Below are 15,369 nucleotides of genomic sequence, written 5' to 3'. Positions count from 1 at the left end.
GGCGGTGACCAGGGCCGCGCGCACGGCGGCGGCCCCCTTCGCCGCGTCACCCGGCGGGCCGGCTGCCGGCGGGGTCGCCAGGGCGCGGGCCGCGCCGTGGTCGAGGGCGGCCGTGGACGCCGACGGCTCCCACTGCCTGCCGCGCTTGCCCGCGTCCATCGCCTCGTTCGCGAGCCGGTCCGCGTGCTTGTTCTGCTCGCGCGGGATCCACTCGTACGTCACCTGGGCGCGCGGGAGGATCCGCGCGGCCTCGGCGGCGAGCGGCTTCATGTCCGGGTGCTTGATCTTCCAGCGGCCCGACATCTGCTCGACGACGAGCTTCGAGTCCATCCGGACCAGGACCTGCGCGTCGGGGGCGAGGTCCCGGGCCGCCGCGAGCCCGGCGATCAGGCCCTTGTACTCCGCCACGTTGTTCGTCGCGACGCCGATGAACTCGGCGCGCTCGGCCAGCGTCTCGCCCGTCGCCGGGTCGAGCACCACCGCGCCGTAGCCGGCAGGCCCCGGGTTGCCCCGCGACCCGCCGTCCGCCTCCACGACAAACCGCGGCATCAGATGCCCGAGTCGGCCGTACGGACCAGGATGCGGCCGCAGTTCTCGTGACGTACGACCTGGTCGCGGGCCGCGGCCTTGATCTCGTTGACCTCGGCCATGTCGAGCTCCAGCCGGCAGCCCTCGCAGCGGCGCTGGTACAGGCGCGCGGCGCCGACCCCGCCCTGCTTGACGCGGATCTTCTCGTACAGCGCCATCAGGTCGGACGGCATGGACGTGACGATGACCTCGCGGTCCTTGGTGACCTTCGCGACCTCGGCGTCGATCTCGGTGGTGGCCGCGTCACGGCGCGCGGTGGCGTCCGCGGTCTTGGCCTCCAGCGCGGAGACGCGCTCGGTGAGCTCGGTGACGCGCTCCTGCGCACCCTCCAGGCGCTCCATGACCTCCAGGACCACGTCCTCCAGGTCACCCTGGCGCTTGGCGAGGGAGACGACCTCGCTCTGCAGGTTCGCCAGGTCACGGGCCGAGATGCCGACGCCCGAGTCGAGCCGCTGCTGGTCGCGGACGGCGCGCTGGCGCACCTGGTCCACGTCCTGCTCCGCCTTGGTCTGCTCGCGCGCGGTGTCGCTCGCCTGGGTCTGGGCGGCGACGAGCAGGTCGCGCTGCTGCGCGAGGTCCTTGGTGAGCGAGTCGAGCTCGGCGTGCTCGGGCAGGGACTTGCGCTTGTGGGCGAGCTGAGACAGCCGGACGTCCAGTGCCTGGATGTCGAGAAGTCGGATCTGGTCGGCGGGCTCGGCGTTCAGTTGGGGGCTCCAGAGATAGAAGGGGGAGTGACGGACGGCGCGTGCGCCGTCCAGGGGTCGGTGACCGTGCGCGAGACGTGGGTCCGCAGACCCCAGCCGTGGCGCTCGGAGATCGCGTCGAGCTGGGCTGCGGCCTGCTCGCACCAGGGCCACTCGGTGGCCCAGTGGGCGGCGTCGACGAGGGCGAGCGGGCGGCTCTGCTCGCGGGCCTCGGACACCGGGTGGTGGCGCAGGTCGGCGGTCAGGAAGACGTCCACACCGGCGGCGCGGGCCTGCTCGAAGAGGCTGTCGCCGGAGCCGCCGCTGACGGCGACGCGGCGGATCGGCGCGTCCGGGTCACCGGCCACGCGGATGCCCTGGGCGGTCGGCGGCAGCCAGGCCGCGGCGCGGGCGGCGAACTCGCGCAGGGTCTCGGGGTGGTCCAGTTCGCAGATCCGGCCGAGGCCGCGGCGGCCTGCCGGGTCGGTCGGGTCGGGCACCAGCGGGCCGGTGATCCGCAGGTCAAGTGCGCCGGCGAGGGCGTCGGAGACTCCGGGGTCGGCGGTGTCGGCGTTGGTGTGGGCGACGTGCAGCGCGATGTCGTTCTTGATCAGCGTGTGCACGACGCGGCCCTTGAATGTGCCGGCCTCGACGGTGGTGGTGCCCCGCAGATAGAGGGGGTGGTGGGTGATGATCAGGTCGGCGCCCAGCTTCAGCGCCTCGTCGGCGATCTCCTGGACGGGGTCCACGGCGAACAGGACCCGGGTGACCTCGGCGTCGGGGTCGCCGCAGACGGTGCCGACGGCGTCCCACTGCTCGGCCCGCGAGGGGGGCCAGAGAGCGTCCAGCGCGGCGATGACTTCAGAGAGACGGGGCACGGCCCAAGGCTACCGTCCGGGGCGACCGTCCCGGTCAGGCCCGGCCTCCCGCTCCGGCCCGCCGGACCGGGCCCGGGCGGTCGGGCCGGGACAAAGCGGGAGATTGGAGACGCGTCCCGGCCACCGGGGGGCCCGGTGGGCACGCCCGGCCCGGGCCCATCCCAATCGCCCCGGTATCTCACAGCACAGTCACCTCCCCCACCACGCGCGAATCGCCACGCGGACACCCGTATGTGTGAAGCGGTGTTGGTGGTGTTGTTCGCCAGGTTGCCCGAAAACTAGCTTCCCCCCCGGAGGTGACCACGGATGACTGTCTGTGCCATCGAAATGACGACCACGGCCGCGTTCACCATCGCCGCGGACGGGTCGTACGCCGCCCGGCTGGCCGGGGCGGGCGAGGCGCTCTACGCGGAGCGCTGGACCCTCGCCGGACCCGAGCCCTATGCGGTGCCGCTGCCGCTGGCGCAGCCCGAGGAGGCGGACAGCGAGGTGCTGCCGCTGGCCGACGGACGGGTACTGATCCACCGGCGGGTCGCGGACCGGCACGCCTTCGCACTGCTCTACCCGACGGGCGCCGCGGCCGGTCCGCGCACCGGGGAGCACCAGCTGGGCGGGGTGGAGGCGCAGGAGGGCCTGGAGGTCCGCCTGCTCCCGCCGTCCCCGGACGGATCCGCCGCCTTCGCGCTGGCCGCGGAGGACACGGTGACCACGGTCTGGCAGGTGGCCGGGGGCCCCTTCGGCCCGCAGCCCGTCGCCCGGATCCCGGGACGGTGCTCCGGCGGTGTCTGGCTGGACCGGGCGGGCCGGCTGCTGGCCCTGGACCGGGAACTGGAGGGCACCACCAAGGCGGTGGCCGTGGACCTGGGGCGGGGCGACGTCTCCCCGCTGCTGCAGATCACCGAGGACAGCGACGACCGGCTGCTGCTGGCCGACCCGGACAGCGGCCTGCTGCTGATCCGCTCCGACGCCCCCGGCGAGCCGCGCACGGGCTGGGGGGTACTGGGCAGCTCCCGGCCGGTCCGCTTCCCGGAGTGCCTGCGGCTGGGGGACGCGCGGCCGTTCGCGGTCCAGCCGGGCCAGGCCCTGATGCCGGAGACCTGCGGCGTGGCGCTGCGGCTGCCCGAGGGGGACATCGGCCTGTGGCGCCCCGCCGACCGGCACGTCTTCCGGGTCGGCGCCCCGGTGGGCTGGCTGGGCGGGGCGGGCCTGTGGAGTCCGTACGGCAGCCTGCACCTCCCGTACGCGACCCCCGAGGTGTCCTGCGGGATCGCCGGGCTGAGCCTGCCGCTCTCCCCTCCCCCGCCGGTCCGTCCGGACCGGCCCCCGGCCGGCCCGGCCCCGGCCCCGGCCGTACCCCGCCCGGTCCCCCTCCAGCAGGCACCGCAGGCACAGCAGTAGCGGCGGCGGGGTGCCGTGGCGGCCGCACGGGACGCGCCGCACGGGCCGGGGCCGTACGGAAAGGGGCCGTCGGCGACCCGCGCCGGCGGCCCCTTCCGCAGCGTGCACGCGCTACGCGTGCTTGAGGCCCAGGACCTCCGTGGCGGCGAAGGTCTCGTTCGCCGGGCGGGATGCGTAGTGCGCGGTCAGGAGCTCGTCGAGCTCCTCGTAGGAGAATGCCTCCTTGGCCGTGTCGAACTTGGCGGCCACCTTCGGTCGTTCCATGACGACCACGATGCCGCCGTGCACGACGAACAGCTGGCCGTTGGCCCCGGCCGACGCGGGCGAGGCCAGATAGCCGACGAGCGGGGAGACGTGCTCCGGGGCGAGGGCGTCCAGCTTGCCCTCCTCCGGGACCTCGAATCCGGCGAAGACGTCCTCGGTCATCCGGGTGCGGGCACGCGGGCAGATGGCGTTGGCCGTCACCCCGTACTTGGCGAGGGCCAGGGCGGTCGAGGTGGTCAGGCCCACGATGCCGCCCTTGGCCGCCGCGTAGTTCGGCTGGCCGGCCGAGCCGCCGAGGAAGGCCTCGGAGGAGGTGTTGACGATCCGGCCGTAGACCGGACCGCCCGCCGCCTTCGACCGCTCGCGCCAGTGCACGGACGCGAAGTGGGTGGTGTTGAAGTGGCCCTTGAGGTGGACCCGGATCACCGAGTCCCACTCCTCCTCCGACATCGAGAAGACCATCCGGTCGCGCAGGATGCCCGCGTTGTTGACCAGGATGTCCAGCTTCCCGAAGCTGGACACCGCCAGCTCGACGAGCTCCCGCGCCTGCTCGAAGTCGGCCACGTCGCCCAGGTGCGCCACCGCCCGGCCGCCCGCGGCGCGGATCTCCGCGGCGACCTCCTCCGCCGGGGCGGCCGAGGCCTCCCCGGAGCCGTCGCGGCCGCTCTGGCCGAAGTCGTTGACGACCACGCTCGCGCCGAGCCGCGCGAGCTCGATCGCCTCGGCCCGGCCGAGCCCGCGGCCCGCGCCCGTGACGATGGCGGAGAGTCCCTCAAGTGGGAGTGACATCCGAAGCGTTCCTCTCAGAGCAGGTCAGAGTTCGATGCAGGTGCGCAGGGCCACGCCCGTACGCATCTGGTCGAGCGCGTCATTGATCTCGGCGAGCTGCACCCGGTGCGTGATCAGGCCCGCCAGGTCCACCCGGCCGGCCCGCCACAGCGCGATGGTGCGCTCGTAGGAGCGGAGCACGTCCCCGCCGCCGTACATCGACGGCAGGATCTTCTTCTCGTCGAAGAACAGCGAGAACATGTCGATCTGGAAGTTGTCGTCCAGCGCGCCGGCGCCGACGATGATCACGCTGCCGCCGCGGCGGGTCATCCTGTACGCGGTCTGCGCGGTGGCGGACTTGCCGACGACCTCGAAGACGTAGTCGAAGCCCTCGCCGCCGGTGATCCGGTTCTTGGCGTCGTCGAAGGCCTCCGGCCCCACGGCCTCGGTGGCCCCGAACCGCAGGGCCGCCTCGCGCCGCGACTCCACCGGGTCGACCGCGACGACCTGGGCCGCGCCCTGGACCTTGGCGCCCTGGATGACGGATATGCCGACGCCGCCGCAGCCGATGACGGCGACCGAGGATCCGGCCTCCACCTTGGCGGTGTTGATGGCGGCGCCGAGGCCGGTGGTGACACCGCACCCGATGAGCGCGGCGATGTCGAAGGGCACGTCGTCGGGGATCGGGACGGCGCACGCGGCGTCGACCACGAGTTCCTCGGCGAAGGTGCCGGTCGCGGCGAAGCCGAAGATGTCACCGCCCGCCCGGCGGAAGTTGGGGGTGCCCGCGTTGACCAGGCTCGCCAGGCACAGGTGGCCCTGGCCGCGCCTGCAGGAGGGACAGTGGCCGCACGGCGGCAGCCAGCAGACGAGGACCCGGTCGCCCTGCTTGAGGGTGGTGACCCCGTCACCGACGTCGGCGATCACGCCGGAGCCCTCGTGGCCGGGGACGAAGGGGGCGGGCTGCGGCAGCACGCCGCTCATCGCGGAGAGGTCCGAGTGGCACAGGCCGGTGGCCCTGACCCGGATCCTCACCTTGCCGGGGCCGAGGCCCACGGCCTCCATGTCGTCGACGACTTCGAGCTTGTCCTGGCCGATCTCGCTCTGCAGTGCTGCGCGCACGGTGCGGCTCCTTGGGTCTCGTACGGTCTCGTCTCGTACTTACGCGTGTTCGACGACGGTGTCGGCGAGGACCGGCGCGTCGTCCCGTTCGGCGGCGGTCACGGACACCAGGACCCGGCCGGGCTCCTGCCACATCCGGATGCGCAGCGTCTCGCCGGGGAAGACGATCCCGGCGAAGCGCGTGCGGTAGGCGCGGACCCGGGACACGTCCCCGTCCAGGGCCGTGTCGACGACGGCCTTGAGGGTCATCCCGTACGAGCACAGGCCGTGCAGGATCGGCTGGTCGAAGCCGGCCTTCTCGGCGAACTCGGGGTCGGCGTGCAGCGGGTTCCAGTCGCCGGAGAGGCGGTAGAGGAGCGCCTGCTCCTCGCGGATGTGCCGCTCCTCGGTACGGTCGGGCGCGCGCTCGGGGAGGTTCTCCCTGGCCGAGGGCCCGCGCTCACCGCCGAAGCCGCCCTCGCCGCGTACGAAGATCTGCGCGTCGCTGGTCCACAGCGGCCCGTCGGCGTCCGCGACCTCCGAGCGCAGCACGATCACGGCCGCCTTGCCCTTGTCGTAGACGGCGGCGACCTTGGAGCTGGAGGTGGCCCGCCCCGTGACGGGGATGGGCCGGTGCAGCTCGATGGAGTGGCCGCCGTGCAGGACGGCGGCGAGGTCGACGTCGATCCCGGGTGCGGCGAGCCCGCCCAGCATGGCCATGCCGGCGCCGGCGACGGTCGCGAAGCTGGGCAGGACGTGGAGCCTGGATTCGAGGGTGTAGCGCAGCTCGTCCGGGTCGGTGGCCGGCCGGCCTGCACCGAGGCCGAGGTGGTAGAGCTGGATGTCCTTGTGGTCCCAGCCGATGTCCCCGAGGCGGGGGTCGGCGGCGAGGGCCTTGGCGGCATCGATCGGCATGGGGATGCTGCTCCCTGTCGTTGGAGAACCGGGGCCGTGGAAGACCTCGGTGCGGCCGTCCGCACCGTCGGCCGCACCGAGGTCGTATGCGGGGGCCGGTTCTAGAACGCGTTCTAGCCCCGACCGGTGAGGGAATGTATAACGCACGCCCCCACACTTGGGAAGACTCTTGACTTCACGTCAGATCCGCTGCGTGCGGGGCGTGTTGCGTGCCCGTCGGCGGGCGGGGCAATACCCTGCCCGCGTGGACGAAATGCCTGTTGATCACCGTGAGGCCCGTGCCCTGCGCGTCCTGTTGGAGCCGCCGAATCCGGCCCTGGCGCTCCAGCTCGGCCTCCAGCCGGACATCGAGGTCGTCCGGGATCCGATGGCCCGGCCCGCGGTGGCCCTGGTGGAGGAGCTCGCGGCCGTGACCGCCCTGCTGGCCGACGACCCGGAGTGCCGGGTGCTGGTCCTGACGGGCTCGGCGCACCCGGGCCTCGCGGAGGCCGCCCTCGCCGCGGGCGCGGCGGGACTGGTGCTGCGCGACGGCCCGGTCGAGGACCTCGCCGACTGCGTCCGCCGGGCCTCGATGGGCGAGACGGTGGTGGATCCGGCCCTGGGGTGAATCCGGGTGGACCCCGGTGAATCCTTTCGCGGCGCCCGCGCCTCTTATGCATGTGCCGACGCTTGGGCCGGCACCTGACCCGGAGGTTGTCGTGATCACTGCTGTCGCCGTGGGCGCCGTAGTCCTGCTCCTGCTCTGCACGTGCACCGTCCTCGTGGCGCGCCGACGGAGCCGCTCCCGTGGCTGAGTCGACCTGGCCCGCCGAGCCGCTGATCCTCGCCGCGCAGGGCGGGGACCTCGATGCCGTCACCGCGCTGGTCTCCGGATCGCACCCGAACGTCCGGAGGTTCGCGTACTCGCTGTGCGCCTCGCCCGAGGACGCCGAGGACGCGGCCCAGGAGGCGCTGATCATCCTCTACCGGAAGATCGGCATGCTGCGCGCTTCCGGCGCCCTGGCCTCGTGGATGTTCCGCATCGTCCGCAACGAGTGCCTGCGCCGGGCCCGGCTGCTGCCGCGCGAGCGCGCGCCGCTGCCCGACTCCGCCGTGATGTCGGCCGAGGACGAGGTACTGGAACACCTGGAAGCCGCCCGGGTGGCGCGGGCGATCGCCGCCCTCCCCGCCGACCAGCGACGGGTGCTGATCATGCGGGACATCCAGGGCTACAGCGGGCGGATGGCCGCGGACGCGCTCGGGCTCAGCCCCGCCGCGATGAAATCACGGCTGCACCGGGCCCGTACGGCCCTTCGGCACACCCTGTACCCGACCCCTGGAGGCGACGATGTCACTCACTGACGGCCCCGACTTCGCGAGCTCCTCCCTGCCCCGGCACCTGTTCCGCGGCGCGGTCGGCCTCGGCGCCCTGATCGGCGCCTTCGCCCTCCTCCCGCTCTACGGACCGGTCACCCTGGCCCTCGCACCCCTCGGCCTGGTGGCCCTGCGCGGCTGCCCGATGTGCTGGGCGATCGGACTGGTCCAGACGCTCTCCCGGGGCCGGCTGCGACGCGAGTGCACGGACGGTTACTGCGAACTGAAGCCGGCGGCCCGCTGATCCCGGCCGGGCCGGGCTCGGGCTCAACCGTGCCCTCCCGGCCAGGGATTGACGGATTCCGCAGCAGCGCGCATCCACGGACTGGAGCAGGATGAGACCCCCTTCAACCTAGCTTCGTGGAGACGGAACCATGCGCTTATCCGCCCTGTCCGCCACCGCCGCACTCGTGCTCGCGACCCTTGCGGGAGGCGCGGCCCCGGCCGCTGCCGACTCCCCGGCCGGCGAAGTCCTCCAGGTCGACCTGGACGCCGGCAAGGGCTTCCACCACAACACCGGGACGGTGATCTACGAGCGCGTCGACGGCGCGGCGAACGCGGTCAGGATCATCTCGGTGTCGATCACCAGCGGCGAGCGCGACTGCGCCTGGGTGTCGTGGAACGACCCGCACAACTTCAACGGCTGGACCAACCTGACCACCGAGCCCTCCTGCAACGGCGGGACCATGGGGGAGAACCCCGACATCATCATCAAGGCTCCGGTCGGCCACCCGCTCAAGGTGCGCCTGGCCGCCGACCACCTCGGCTCCGACGTGGTGCACAAGGACATCCAGAAGCTCTGACCGCGGCGGGGCGGGGCGGGAACGGGCCGGGCCGGGGCGCTACGAGCCGTCGCCGGCCTGCTCGTGCCCGAAGGCGGCGAGGAGCTCGCTCTCGCCCGGGGTGGTGAACAGCCGCTTGGGCAGCGCCACGAGACACGTCCGGCGGCGCGAGTGGCCCACGAACACGTGCAGCCGGGGCGTCTCGTGGTAGTAGCGCACCTCGTCCCACACGATCCGCTGCGACTCCCCGCCGCGCAGCACCTCGATGCCCGTACCGTCCACCACGACCCGCTTCTCCTCGGCGGCCCTGCCGCTGCGGAAGCCGCGGCCCACCACCCACCGCGGGAGGGCCAGCAGCACGACGAGGCCGTACGCCACCGCGATCCCGAGGGGGACGGGGTACACGGTGAGACCGTCGGAGGACAGCTTCACGCTCGCCGCGGCGAGGAGGGCCGTACTGAGGGAGGCCACCACCCGGCCCCGCCGGAACAACCCCGCGGCCCTGGCGGCCTCGTCGTACTCGTCCCTGGTCAGGCTGCCGGTGGCGCTGAAGGACACCTCGCGTATCTCGCTCACGGGAGCGGAGCCTAGCGCTCCGCCCCCGTGGCCGAAAGCGCATTCCACGCGGCCCCGTTCCTCCGGCCCACCCGCCCTTCCAGCCCCGCCGGCGCTTGAGGCGCGGGCCCGGGCAGCGCCCGGCGGGGTCCGGGGCCAAGCCCCGGGAGCGGCGGCCCCCGCCGACCCGCTACCGGCGCAGCAGCGTCACCACCGCCGCTCCGCCCAGGCCGATGTTGTGGGCCAGCCCGACACGAGCACGCTCCACCTGCCGCGGACCGGCTTCGCCCCGCAGCTGCCACACCAGCTCCGCCGCCTGCGCCAGCCCCGTCGCCCCCAGAGGATGCCCCTTCGAGATCAGCCCCCCGGAGGGGTTCACCACCCACCGTCCCCCATACGTCGTGGCCCCGCTCTCCACCAGCTTCCCGGCGGCGCCGTCCTCGCACATGCCCAGCGCCTCGTACGTCAGCAGCTCGTTGATCGAGAAGCAGTCGTGCAGCTCCACCACGTCCACGTCCTCGATGCCGAGCCCCGAGGCCTCGTACACCTGCCGGGCCGCGGCCGCCGTCATCGGCTTGCCGACCACGTCGATGCACGAGCCCGAGGAGAAGGAGGCCTCCGTGTCCGTCGTCATCGCCTGACCGACGATCTCCACCGCCTTGTCGTGCAGCCCGTGCCGCACCAGGAACCGCTCGGACACCACCAGCGCCGCCGCCGCGCCGTCCGAGGTCGGCGAGCACTGGAGCTTCGTCAACGGCGCGTGGATCTCCTTCGCCGCCAGGATCTCCTCCACCGAGTACACGTCCTGGAACTGCGCGTTCGGGTTGTTCGCCGAGTGCCGGTGGTTCTTCGCGCCCACCGCCGCCAGCTGCGCGGCCGTGGTCCCGTACCGCTCCATGTGCTCACGCGCCGCGTTGCCGAAGATCTGGGCCGTGGGCGGGGACATCTCGAAGCCGTGGCCCGCGGCCATGATCCCGTAGTGCCGGGCCACCGGGGACGTCGCGAAGTCGCCCCCGTCCGATCCGCCGCCCAGCGCGCCCCGCTTCATCTTCTCGAAGCCGAGCGCCAGCACGCAGTCGTTCAGGCCGCCCTCGACGAACTGCCGCGCCATCATCAGCGCCGTCGAGCCCGTCGCGCAGTTGTTGTTGACGTTGTAGACCGGAACTCCGCTCAGCCCCAGCTCGTACGCCGCCCGCTGGCCGGCGGTGGAGGCCTGGAAGCAGTAGCCCACCGGGACCTGTTCGACCAGCCCGTAATCCACGCCCGCGTCCGCGAGCGCCGCGGACCCGGCCTCCTTCGCCATGTCCCAGTACTGCCAGTCCCGCGACTCCGGCTTCTCGAACTTCGTCATGCCGACGCCCACGATGTACGACTTGTGCGACTTCATGTCCCTGCTGCCCTTCAGTCCCTGGGAAGGCCGAGAATCCGCTCGGCGACGACGTTGAGCTGGACCTGCGTGGTGCCCCCGGCGATGGTCAGGCAGCGGGACATGAGCATCCCGTGCACCGCCCGCTCCCCCGCCCCCTCCCGTACCGCGCCCGCCGGCCCCAGCAGTTCGAGCGCGAGCTCGGCGGTCCGCTGCTGGTGCGGGGTCTGGACGAGCTTGCGTACGGAAGCACCCGCGCCCGGCTCCAGCCCCGACACCTGCTGGAGGGTGGTGCGCAGCCCGATGCAGGCCAGGGCGTGCGCCTCGGCGGCCAGGGCGCCGATCCGCGCGCGGTAGGTGCCGTCGAGCTCGGCGGCGCGCGCGAGCAGTGCCTCGAGGCCGGTGTCGAAGGTCATCTGGTCGGCCATGTGGACGCGCTCGTTGCCGAGGGTGTTGCGGGCCACCTTCCAGCCGCCGTCCGCCTCGCCGACCAGCGCGTCCGCCGGGAGGACCGCGTCGTCGAAGTACACCTCGTTGAAGAGGGCCTCGCCGGTGATCTCCTTCAGCGGCCGGACGTCGATGCCGGGGGTGTTCTTCATGTCGACGACGAAGTAGCCGAGCCCCTTGTGCTTGGGCGCGTCCGGGTCGGTGCGGGCCAGCAGGATCCCGAAGTCGGCGCTGTGCGCGGAACTCGTCCACACCTTCTGGCCGTTGACCGTCCAGGAACCGTCCTCCCCTCGCTCCGCCCGGGTCCGCAGCGAGGCCAGGTCCGAGCCCGCGCCCGGTTCCGAGAAGAGCTGGCACCAGGTGACGTCCCCGCGCAGGGTCGGCAGCAGGTACGTCTCCCGCTGCGCCTGCGTCCCGTAGGCGAGCAGCGAGGGCACCACCCAGGTGGCGATCCCCAGGTCGGCGACCCTGACCCCGGCCGCGCTCAGCTCCTGCTGGACGACGAGCTGTTCGACGGGGCCCGCGCCGAGTCCGTAGGGCGGCGGCAGGTAGGGGGCGGCGTAGCCGGTGGGGGCCAAGATCCGGCGGGCGGCCGCCGGATCGAGCCCGCGCGCGTCCGCGATGGCGGTACGGGCCTTCGCGCGGTACGTCTCGGCCTGCGCCGGGAGCTCCAGGCGCAGCTCGCGCCGCGCACCGCCCGCGGCGCACCGCACGGCCCGTACGCGGTGCCCGTCGCCGGGCCCCAGCAGCTGGCGGGCGACCACGGCCCGGCGCAGGTAGATGTGGGCGTCGTGCTCCCAGGTGAAGCCGATCCCGCCGAGGAGCTGGATGCAGTCCTTGGCGCAGGTGTAGGCGGCGTCCAGGGCGGTCCCGGCGGCGAGGGCGGCCACCAGCGAACGCACCTGGGCGGGCTCCTCCATCGCCTGCGCGGCGTCCCAGGCCAGTGCCCGGGCCTGCTCCAGCCGGACCAGCATGTCGGCGCACAGGTGCTTGACGCCCTGGAACTGCCCGATGGGGCGGCCGAACTGCTCGCGCACCTTCGCGTACCCGGCGGCCGTGTGCAGGGCCCAGGCGGCGGTGCCGCAGGCGTCGGCGGCGAACAGCGTGCAGGCCAGGTCCCGGACCAGGGCGGCGTCCAGCGCCAGCAGCCGGTCCGGGGCGGTGACCACCCCGCGCGCCCGCACCTCGGCGGTGGGGCGGGTCGGGTCGGCGCTCTCGTGCGTACGGATGTCGAGTGCGGCGCAGTCCACGGCGAACCAGCGGGTGCCGTGCGCGGCCTCGGCCGCGAGGAGCACCAGGTCGGCCTCGCCGGCGCCGAGCACGGGCGGGGCGATTCCGTCGAGCAGGTACCCGCCGCCCTCGACGGCGACGGCGGTCAGGGTCCCCGGCCCCAGCGCCACCGCCCCGACCCGGCCGGAGAGGGGCTCGGCTCCGGCCCGCTCCAGCAGTACGGAGGCCAGCGCGCTCGGCAGGTACGCCCCGGGCAGTGCGGCCCGCGCCGCCTCCTCGATGACGACGGCCAGGTCGAGCAGCGTCCCGCCGTCCAGGTGGGGGTCCAGCAGCCCCTGTGCGGTGAGCGCGTCCCAGTAGGCGGGCCGGGCCCCGGTCTGCGGCGGGGTGTCGAGCAGCTTGCGGACCTCCTCGGGAGGCACGGCCCGCGCGACCCAGCCGCGCACCGCCTCGGCCAACTCGCGCTGCTCCTGCGTGATTCCGATGCCCATGCGCGGCAGACTAGAACACGTTCCAATCTGACGGAAGGTCAGATGAAGGTGTTCTTCACCGTGCCCGCACAGCGGCCCCCGCGCCCCGGGGCGCACCCGCCGCGGCCGCCCCGAGCCACGCTCTAGGCTGGATTTCATCCCCGACGGACAGGAGGCCGGAATGACCGGAACGACAGTGGCGCAGGTCATGACGGAGCTGGTCGGGCTCGAGGACCCGAGGATGCGCCGGGTGAACGAGAAGCACGGTGACGATCATGGCGTGAACCTCGGCAAGCTGCGCACGCTCGCCAAGCGGCTGGGGACGCAGCAGGACCTCGCGCGCGGGCTCTGGGAGACGGACGACAGCGCGGCGAGGCTCCTGGCGCTCCTGATCTGCCGCCCGAAGGCGTTCGAGCGCGACGAGCTGGACACCATGCTGCGCGGGGCGCGCACCCCCAAGGTGCACGACTGGCTCGTGAACTACGTGGTGAAGAAGAGCCCGCACGCCGAGGAACTGCGCCTCGCCTGGTTCGCGGACCCCGACCCGGTGGTCGCGAGCGCCGGCTGGGCCCTGACCACCGAGCGGGTGGCCAAGAAGCCCGGAACCCTCGACCTCCCGGGACTGCTCGACGTCATCGAGGCGGAGATGAAGGACGCCCCGGACCGCCTGCAGTGGGCGATGAACCACTGCCTGGCCCAGATCGGGATCGAGCACCCCGAGCACCGCGCCCGCGCGATCGCCATCGGCGAGCGCCTGGAAGTGCTCAAGGACTACCCGACTCCGCCGAACTGCACGTCCCCGTTCGCACCCGCCTGGATCGCCGAGATGGTGCGGCGGCAGGACGAGAAGCGCGCGTAGCGGACGGACATCAGCCGGATCGGGCGGGCACGGCCGCCAGTGCGGCCTTGGCGACCTCCTTGGCCTTCGCCTCGCAGGACCCGGAGCGGGACAGACCGACCCGCACGACGAGGTTGCCGCTCCGGACGACAAGCACACAGGCCCACTCGGACTGAGCCGGCTCCCAGTAGGCCCCGTCACCGAATCCGAGGTTGTTCGCCCGCTTCCCCCCGGCCGCGTCCGCGGCGAAACCGGCCTGCTGGGCCTTCGCGTTGGCGGCGTCGTCACTGCCCAGCTCGACGTCCCAGCGGACCAGGGCGCTCCGCTGCCGGGCGGGCGTGGACTCGTACCAGGAGCACATGGTGTGCGCCTGTGTGGTGGTCACGCTGCGGGAGTCGTCCTTCGCTTCCCGCCCGGTCAGCGGAAGCTTCCCGGCGACCTTCGGACAGGCCGGTACGGCGGCGTAGGCGGCGGGGTCGCCGAGGCCGGCGGTCTCCGCCCGGTCGAGCGCGTACGCCCCCACGCCGACACCCGTCGCCACGAGCACTCCGGCGGCCACCAGGGCGACGGTCCGCGACCGCAGTCGGGGGGCCCGGCGCGACGGGGTGGGCGACGGCTCGGTCGGCGCGCCGGGCGGCCGGGGAGGAACGACGGGCGGGGCGGCCTTCGCCTCCCCGGTCGCCCGCTCCACCACCTCGTCCGGCACGGCCTCCGGAACGGGCTCGGGCTCGGGAGCAGGATCCGGCTCGGGCTCGTGAGCAGGCGCCGACTCCGGCTCCGGCTCGGGCTCGGGCTCCGGGGGCAGCGCGACGGTCGCCGTCCCCCCGGAGATCAGCCGGTCGATGTCCGCGCGCTGTTCGGCGTGCATCCGGTGCACGGCGGGCGGCCACTGCCGACCCGCCGGATCGACCGGACCGAGGAGTTCGAGCAACTGCGCCGGGGTCGGCCTGGCCGCCGGGTCCTTGGCCAGGCACCGCTCCACGATCCCGCGCAGCCCCGCGGGTACGGCGCTCAGGTCGGGCGCGGCGTGCACCACGTCGTAGAGCGTCCGGAGGGTCGAGGTCCCGGCGAAGGGGCTGCTGCCGGTGACCGCCATGACCAGCACCGAACCGAGCGAGAACACATCGCTCGCCGGGGTCAGCGGCTTGCTCTCGGCCTGCTCGGGCGACATGAAGGAGGGTGAACCGATCACCCAGCCGGTGCGCGTCAGACCGGTGTCGCCTTCGGACTCGTCCTCGGTCGCCCGCGCGATGCCGAGGTCGATGACCCGTACGCCGTCCTCGGCGAGCAGCACATTGTCGGGCTTGAGGTCGCGGTGGATCAGCCCCGCCCGGTGGATCTCCACCAGGGCCGACGCCAGCCCCGCCGCGAGCCGGTGGACGACGGTCCCGTCCAGCACCCCGTCCGCCTTGACCACGGCCCCCAGCGAGGGCCCGGCCACGAAGACCGAGGCCAGCCACGGGGTCGGCGCGTCCGGGTCGGCGTCCATCACGGCCGCCGTGTAGGCACCGGAGACCTTGCGCGAGGCCGTGACCTCACGCCGGAAACGTGCCCGGAAGCCCTCGTCGTCGGCGAAGTGCGTGAGCACCTGCTTCACGGCGACGAGCCGCCCGTCGGGCGCTGCGCACAGCAGCACCCGCCCCATCCCGCCCTGCCCGAGCACGCCGGCGACCTTGAACGGCCCCACGTGCGTCGGACCGTCCGGCCCTACGCGCTCCATCCCCCTACTCCCT

At 73.4% G+C, this 15,369-nt stretch carries 16 protein-coding genes; 6 read left to right on the top strand and 10 right to left on the bottom strand.

The features are described 5' to 3' along the window. The 3 genes from ACWGE1_RS14540 to ACWGE1_RS14530 form a co-directional block, all read right to left on the bottom strand. Positions 1–549: reverse transcriptase-like protein (locus ACWGE1_RS14540; protein WP_453420836.1), on the bottom strand; the 549-nt coding region annotated here is incomplete at its 3' end. Further along, the gene (locus ACWGE1_RS14535; RefSeq protein WP_453420838.1) at positions 549–1,292 is read right to left on the bottom strand and encodes a zinc ribbon domain-containing protein; all 744 of its coding nucleotides are present in this window, start codon (positions 1,290–1,292) and stop codon (positions 549–551) included. The genes ACWGE1_RS14535 and ACWGE1_RS14540, both read right to left, overlap by 1 nt. After that, positions 1,289–2,149, bottom strand: a complete 861-nt coding sequence (locus ACWGE1_RS14530) for a Nif3-like dinuclear metal center hexameric protein (protein ID WP_453420835.1) — start codon at positions 2,147–2,149, stop codon at positions 1,289–1,291. The genes ACWGE1_RS14535 and ACWGE1_RS14530 overlap by 4 nt, the downstream gene beginning before the upstream one ends. A 306-nt stretch (positions 2,150–2,455) precedes the next feature. Between ACWGE1_RS14530 and ACWGE1_RS14525 the strand changes: the two genes are divergently transcribed. Next, entirely contained in the window at positions 2,456–3,547 is a 1,092-nt protein-coding gene (locus tag ACWGE1_RS14525) for a hypothetical protein (RefSeq protein ID WP_453420834.1), read from the top strand. 111 nt (positions 3,548–3,658) lie between these two features. On the opposite strand, the gene ACWGE1_RS14520 is transcribed toward ACWGE1_RS14525, so the two are convergent. Genes ACWGE1_RS14520 through ACWGE1_RS14510 form a run of 3 tightly spaced genes read right to left on the bottom strand, consistent with a single transcriptional unit; the run spans position 3,659 to position 6,595 of the window. Then, the gene (locus ACWGE1_RS14520; RefSeq protein ID WP_453420833.1) at positions 3,659–4,600 is read right to left on the bottom strand and encodes a 3-oxoacyl-ACP reductase; all 942 of its coding nucleotides are present in this window, start codon (positions 4,598–4,600) and stop codon (positions 3,659–3,661) included. Between the two features lie 24 nt (positions 4,601–4,624). Further along, positions 4,625–5,701 (bottom strand): Zn-dependent alcohol dehydrogenase, encoded by a 1,077-nt coding sequence (locus tag ACWGE1_RS14515; protein ID WP_453420832.1) that lies wholly within the window; start codon positions 5,699–5,701, stop codon positions 4,625–4,627. A 39-nt stretch (positions 5,702–5,740) separates the two neighbouring features. Continuing rightward, complete coding sequence (locus ACWGE1_RS14510; RefSeq protein WP_453420831.1) at positions 5,741–6,595, bottom strand: MaoC/PaaZ C-terminal domain-containing protein; 855 nt, start codon at positions 6,593–6,595, stop codon at positions 5,741–5,743. A 253-nt stretch (positions 6,596–6,848) separates the two neighbouring features. Here ACWGE1_RS14510 and ACWGE1_RS14505 point away from each other — a divergent pair, with 253 nt between their 5' ends. The 4 genes from ACWGE1_RS14505 to ACWGE1_RS14490 all read left to right on the top strand — a co-directional run bounded on the left by ACWGE1_RS14505 (position 6,849) and on the right by ACWGE1_RS14490 (position 8,751). Then, complete coding sequence (locus ACWGE1_RS14505; RefSeq protein ID WP_453420837.1) at positions 6,849–7,202, top strand: DNA-binding response regulator; 354 nt, start codon at positions 6,849–6,851, stop codon at positions 7,200–7,202. A gap of 179 nt (positions 7,203–7,381) precedes the next feature. Beyond that, positions 7,382–7,936, top strand: coding sequence for an RNA polymerase sigma factor (locus ACWGE1_RS14500; RefSeq protein ID WP_453420830.1), 555 nt, complete (start codon positions 7,382–7,384; stop codon positions 7,934–7,936). Then, positions 7,923–8,192 carry a hypothetical protein gene (locus tag ACWGE1_RS14495; protein ID WP_453420829.1) on the top strand — a complete coding sequence of 90 codons (270 nt, stop codon included), beginning with the start codon at positions 7,923–7,925 and terminating at the stop codon, positions 8,190–8,192. The genes ACWGE1_RS14500 and ACWGE1_RS14495 overlap by 14 nt, the downstream gene beginning before the upstream one ends. 130 nt (positions 8,193–8,322) lie before the next feature. Continuing rightward, positions 8,323–8,751, top strand: coding sequence for a hypothetical protein (locus tag ACWGE1_RS14490; RefSeq protein WP_453420828.1), 429 nt, complete (start codon positions 8,323–8,325; stop codon positions 8,749–8,751). Positions 8,752–8,790: 39 nt separating this feature from the next. Here ACWGE1_RS14490 and ACWGE1_RS14485 read toward each other — a convergent pair whose 3' ends face one another. The 3 genes from ACWGE1_RS14485 to ACWGE1_RS14475 all read right to left on the bottom strand — a co-directional run bounded on the left by ACWGE1_RS14485 (position 8,791) and on the right by ACWGE1_RS14475 (position 12,819). Further along, positions 8,791–9,306, bottom strand: a complete 516-nt coding sequence (locus ACWGE1_RS14485) for a YcxB family protein (RefSeq protein ID WP_453420827.1) — start codon at positions 9,304–9,306, stop codon at positions 8,791–8,793. 169 nt (positions 9,307–9,475) lie between these two features. Further along, positions 9,476–10,672 (bottom strand): lipid-transfer protein, encoded by a 1,197-nt coding sequence (locus tag ACWGE1_RS14480; protein ID WP_453420826.1) that lies wholly within the window; start codon positions 10,670–10,672, stop codon positions 9,476–9,478. Between the two features lie 14 nt (positions 10,673–10,686). Then, complete coding sequence (locus tag ACWGE1_RS14475) at positions 10,687–12,819, bottom strand: acyl-CoA dehydrogenase (protein ID WP_453420825.1); 2,133 nt, start codon at positions 12,817–12,819, stop codon at positions 10,687–10,689. Between the two features lie 160 nt (positions 12,820–12,979). On the opposite strand from ACWGE1_RS14475, the gene ACWGE1_RS14470 reads away from it, so the two are divergent. Next, the gene (locus ACWGE1_RS14470; RefSeq protein WP_453420824.1) at positions 12,980–13,657 is read left to right on the top strand and encodes a DNA alkylation repair protein; all 678 of its coding nucleotides are present in this window, start codon (positions 12,980–12,982) and stop codon (positions 13,655–13,657) included. 10 nt (positions 13,658–13,667) lie between these two features. Here ACWGE1_RS14470 and ACWGE1_RS14465 read toward each other — a convergent pair whose 3' ends face one another. Next, positions 13,668–15,356, bottom strand: coding sequence for a serine/threonine-protein kinase (locus ACWGE1_RS14465; protein ID WP_453420823.1), 1,689 nt, complete (start codon positions 15,354–15,356; stop codon positions 13,668–13,670). Positions 15,357–15,369 lie beyond the last annotated feature (13 nt).

The organism is Streptomyces sp. NPDC054932 (assembly GCF_053610205.1).
This window is presented reverse-complemented; position numbering and strand designations above follow the sequence as displayed.

What these genes read in the sequence shown, in the direction of transcription:
- ACWGE1_RS14520 (WP_453420833.1), bottom strand. Translation starts at nt 4,600, where the DNA reads ATGTCACTCCCACTTGAGGGACTCTCCGCCATCGTCACGGGCGCGGGC.
- ACWGE1_RS14470 (WP_453420824.1), top strand. Translation starts at nt 12,980, where the DNA reads ATGACCGGAACGACAGTGGCGCAGGTCATGACGGAGCTGGTCGGGCTC.
- ACWGE1_RS14495 (WP_453420829.1), top strand. Translation starts at nt 7,923, where the DNA reads ATGTCACTCACTGACGGCCCCGACTTCGCGAGCTCCTCCCTGCCCCGG.
- ACWGE1_RS14510 (WP_453420831.1), bottom strand. Translation starts at nt 6,595, where the DNA reads ATGCCGATCGATGCCGCCAAGGCCCTCGCCGCCGACCCCCGCCTCGGG.
- ACWGE1_RS14525 (WP_453420834.1), top strand. Translation starts at nt 2,456, where the DNA reads ATGACTGTCTGTGCCATCGAAATGACGACCACGGCCGCGTTCACCATC.
- ACWGE1_RS14475 (WP_453420825.1), bottom strand. Translation starts at nt 12,819, where the DNA reads ATGGGCATCGGAATCACGCAGGAGCAGCGCGAGTTGGCCGAGGCGGTG.
- ACWGE1_RS14490 (WP_453420828.1), top strand. Translation starts at nt 8,323, where the DNA reads ATGCGCTTATCCGCCCTGTCCGCCACCGCCGCACTCGTGCTCGCGACC.
- ACWGE1_RS14465 (WP_453420823.1), bottom strand. Translation starts at nt 15,356, where the DNA reads ATGGAGCGCGTAGGGCCGGACGGTCCGACGCACGTGGGGCCGTTCAAG.
- ACWGE1_RS14480 (WP_453420826.1), bottom strand. Translation starts at nt 10,672, where the DNA reads ATGAAGTCGCACAAGTCGTACATCGTGGGCGTCGGCATGACGAAGTTC.
- ACWGE1_RS14505 (WP_453420837.1), top strand. Translation starts at nt 6,849, where the DNA reads ATGCCTGTTGATCACCGTGAGGCCCGTGCCCTGCGCGTCCTGTTGGAG.